The organism is Bacillus sp. S4 (assembly GCF_040838205.1).
Taxonomy (GTDB): domain Bacteria; phylum Bacillota; class Bacilli; order Bacillales; family Bacillaceae_G; genus Bacillus_A; species Bacillus_A cereus_U.
In genome coordinates, this window is record NZ_JBFPJI010000310.1 from 1 (window position 1) to 3,735 (window position 3,735).

Here is a 3,735-nt window from a genome sequence, read left to right on the forward strand (position 1 = left end):
GAATAATTACAAGTAGGGAAAGCAAATACTCGATTTACTATATAATTTCTTTGTATTTTAAAGAGTGATGGAAGATAATATAGTTACTTTATGTAGCGGGATAAATACATATGCGAAAAGAGGAATAACGTATGCGATATATTACAGCTGGTGAATCCCACGGTCCGCAACTTACGACAATTTTAGAAGGTGTTCCGGCAGGATTATCTTTAGTAGCGAATGATATAAATGAAGAATTAGCTAGAAGACAAAAAGGATATGGACGCGGTAGACGCATGCAAATTGAGAAAGACCAAGTGCAAATTGTAAGTGGTGTTAGGCATGGGAAGACGATGGGGTCCCCGATTGCACTTGTTGTTGAAAATCGTGATTTTACACATTGGACAAAGGTTATGGGTGCAGAGCCGTTAACTGAGCAGGAAGAGAAAGAAATGAAAAGGCAAGTTACGAAACCTAGACCTGGACACGCAGATTTAAATGGTGCGATTAAATATGGTCATAGAGATATGAGGAATGTATTAGAGCGTTCTTCCGCACGTGAAACGACAGTTCGTGTTGCAGCTGGTGCAGTTGCAAAAAAAATATTAGCGGAATTAGGTGTACAAGTAGCGGGACATGTTGTCGAGATTGGTGGTGTACAGGCAGAAAATATCACATATAACTCTATTGAGGAATTACAAAGTACTACAGAAGTATCTCCTGTACGTTGTTTAGATGAAAAGGCCGGTAAAAAGATGATGCAAGCAATTGATGATGCGAAGGCAAATGGTGATTCTATCGGTGGTATTGTTGAAGTAGTTGTAGAAGGAATGCCAATCGGAGTAGGTAGCTATGTACATTATGATAGAAAATTAGATGCAAAATTAGCAGCGGCAATTATGAGTATTAACGCTTTTAAAGGTGTTGAAATTGGAATTGGTTTTGAAGCAGCACATAGACCCGGAAGTGAAGTACATGATGAAATCCTTTGGGATGAAGTGCAAGGATACAGAAGAAAAACGAACAATGCAGGTGGATTAGAAGGTGGCATGACAACTGGTATGCCGGTTGTTGTGCGCGGTGTTATGAAACCGATACCGACATTGTATAAACCGCTTCAAAGTATTGATATTGATACGAAAGAACCTTTTACAGCGAGTATTGAACGTTCAGATAGTTGTGCAGTACCGGCAGCTAGCGTTGTGGCTGAAGCTGTTGTCGCTTGGGAGCTCGCGACAGCTTTAATTGAACAATTTGGATTGGATCGTATCGATCTTATACGTGAAAATATTGAGAAACATAATGAATATGCGAGGGGATTTTAATGGAGAACATACATATTCAAACGAAATCAAAAGAATATGATGTACATGTTGGAAGGGAGGCGTTGTCACACTTAACAACGCTTATTCAAAAAATGAATCCTGCAGTATCTAACATAATGATCATTTCTGATGAAGCTGTTGCATCACTGCATTTACAGACAGTTGTTGATGCATTGCAAGTAGAGCAAAAAGTATTTTCGTTTGTTGTACCGAGTGGCGAAAAAGAGAAGTCTTTTGAAAATTTCTATGAGGCTCACACTTCGGCTCTTGAAAATAAATTAGATAGAAATTCTTTAATCATCGCACTTGGAGGCGGAATGATTGGAGATTTGGCTGGATTTGTTGCCGCGTCGTTTATGCGTGGTATTCGCTTTGTTCAAGTTCCAACGACTTTATTAGCTCATGATAGCGCAGTAGGCGGGAAAGTAGCAATTAACCATCCACTAGGAAAAAATATGCTTGGAGCGTTTCATCAGCCAGAAGCTGTTGTATATCATACGCCATTTTTACATTCACTTCCTGAAAAAGAGTGGCGATCAGGTTATGCAGAAGTGATAAAGCATGCTCTTATTGGTGATGTAGAGCTATATCATTGGTTAAAAGAAGAAGTGCAAACGTTAACGGATCTTCGTGATGAAAAGTTAATTCATATATTAACGAAGGCGATTCCTGTGAAAGCGAATATTGTGTCGCAAGATGAAACAGAAAAAGGTGTACGTGCCCATTTGAATTTTGGGCATACGTTAGGACATGCTCTTGAAAAAGAGTTAGGATATGGGAATATTACTCACGGTGATGGAGTAGCGGTTGGCATGCTATTTGCTATGTTTTTAAGTGAGCAAGTGTACAAAGTTGATCTTTCTTATGAAGAAATGAAGCAGTGGTTCTTGAAATACGGTTATCCAAAAATGCCAAGTGACTTGAATGTAGAACGTCTCGTTCAGTTGATGAAACAAGATAAAAAAGCAAATGCTGGAACAATTCATATGGTGCTTATGCAGGAATATGGGGGAGTGAATGTCGTATCTATTTCAGATGAGACTGTTCATATTGCGTTAGAAGCATTTCAAAAGGATATGGTGTAAAAAGTCATAGAACAGGTATGAAATGCATATTTAAAGGTATTCTCGTAATGGTGACGGTTATGATTAAAGATGACAGTAAGACATTATAAATCATATCAATGACTGGGGGAAGAAAAGTGAGAGTAAAAGAGCAATTGTTAACTTTGAGAGCATATGTACCTGGGAAAAATATTGAAGAAGTAAAAAGAGAATATGGATTGTCAAAAATTGTGAAGTTAGCATCGAATGAAAATCCGTTTGGCTGCTCTGCGCGTGTGACAGAAGCATTAACTTCGTTAGCCAATCAATATGCACTCTACCCGGACGGGGCGGCTTTTGAGCTTCGTGAGAAAGTAGCAGAGCATTTAAGTGTAAAAGCGGAACAACTTTTATTTGGTAGCGGGTTAGATGAAGTCATTCAAATGATTAGTCGCGCTTTGCTACATAACGGAACAAATGTTGTAATGGCGAATCCTACGTTCTCACAATATTATCATCATGCTGTTATTGAAGGAGCGGAAGTTCGGGAAGTACCACTTGAAAATGGTATTCACAATTTAGACGCAATGTTACAGCAAGTAGATGAGAAAACGAAGATTGTATGGATTTGTAATCCGAATAATCCGACAGGTACATATGTAGAAAAACAAAAATTACTTTCATTTTTAGAATCAGTTCCAAAGTCAGCGCTCGTTATTATGGACGAAGCATATTATGAATATGCTGGGGCAGAAGATTATCCGCAAACATTACCCCTTCTTGAAAAGTACGAAAATCTTATGGTGCTACGCACATTCTCAAAAGCATATGGATTAGCTGCTTTTCGTATTGGATATGCGATTGGGGATGCAAAGCTTATTGGGCAGCTAGAGGTAGCAAGACTACCATTTAACACATCAACTATCGCCCAAGCGGTAGCAGTAGCGGCAATAGAGGATCAACAGTTTTTACAAGAGTGTGTGAAGAAAAATGCCGAAGGATTAAATCAATATTATGCATTTTGTAAGGAATATAACGTATTCTACTATCCATCTCAAACGAATTTCATTTTCTTGAAACTCGGTATACCTGGTAATGAAGCTTTCGAACGATTAATGAAAAAAGGATATATCGTTCGTTCTGGTGCAGCATTTGGTATGCATGATGGTATTCGTATTACTGTTGGATTAAAAGAAGAAAATGATGAGATTATTGAATTACTTACGGAACTTGTAAAAGAACAAGTGAAGAAAGAAGAAACGTATTCTTAAGAAATGGTGAAGGCTCCTGTAACAGGAGCCTTTTTCATTTGAACTGCAATAAGGGGAGTTGTTTGCACGTTCAAGAAAGAAAACGTTACAATAGAAGTAGACGTATAAGAAGAACTA

Annotated in this window: 3 protein-coding genes; all 3 read left to right on the plus strand. The window is 38.2% G+C overall.

The window, feature by feature from the left end; genetic code table 11:
• Positions 1-131: 131 nt before the first annotated feature.
• The 3 genes from aroC (at position 132) to hisC (ending at position 3,618) form a co-directional block, all read left to right on the plus strand.
• Positions 132-1,304: a chorismate synthase gene (gene aroC / locus AB3X48_RS19055; protein ID WP_078181440.1), complete on the plus strand. Its 1,173-nt coding sequence runs from the start codon at positions 132-134 to the stop codon at positions 1,302-1,304.
• A complete protein-coding gene (aroB, locus tag AB3X48_RS19060; protein ID WP_246908554.1) occupies positions 1,304-2,389 on the plus strand; it encodes a 3-dehydroquinate synthase in 1,086 nt (361 codons plus the stop codon). Before aroC ends, aroB begins: the two co-directional genes overlap by 1 nt.
• A gap of 116 nt (positions 2,390-2,505) precedes the next feature.
• Positions 2,506-3,618 (plus strand): histidinol-phosphate transaminase, encoded by a 1,113-nt coding sequence (gene hisC, locus AB3X48_RS19065; RefSeq protein ID WP_016104331.1) that lies wholly within the window; start codon positions 2,506-2,508, stop codon positions 3,616-3,618.
• The last annotated feature ends 117 nt before the right edge of the window (positions 3,619-3,735 follow it).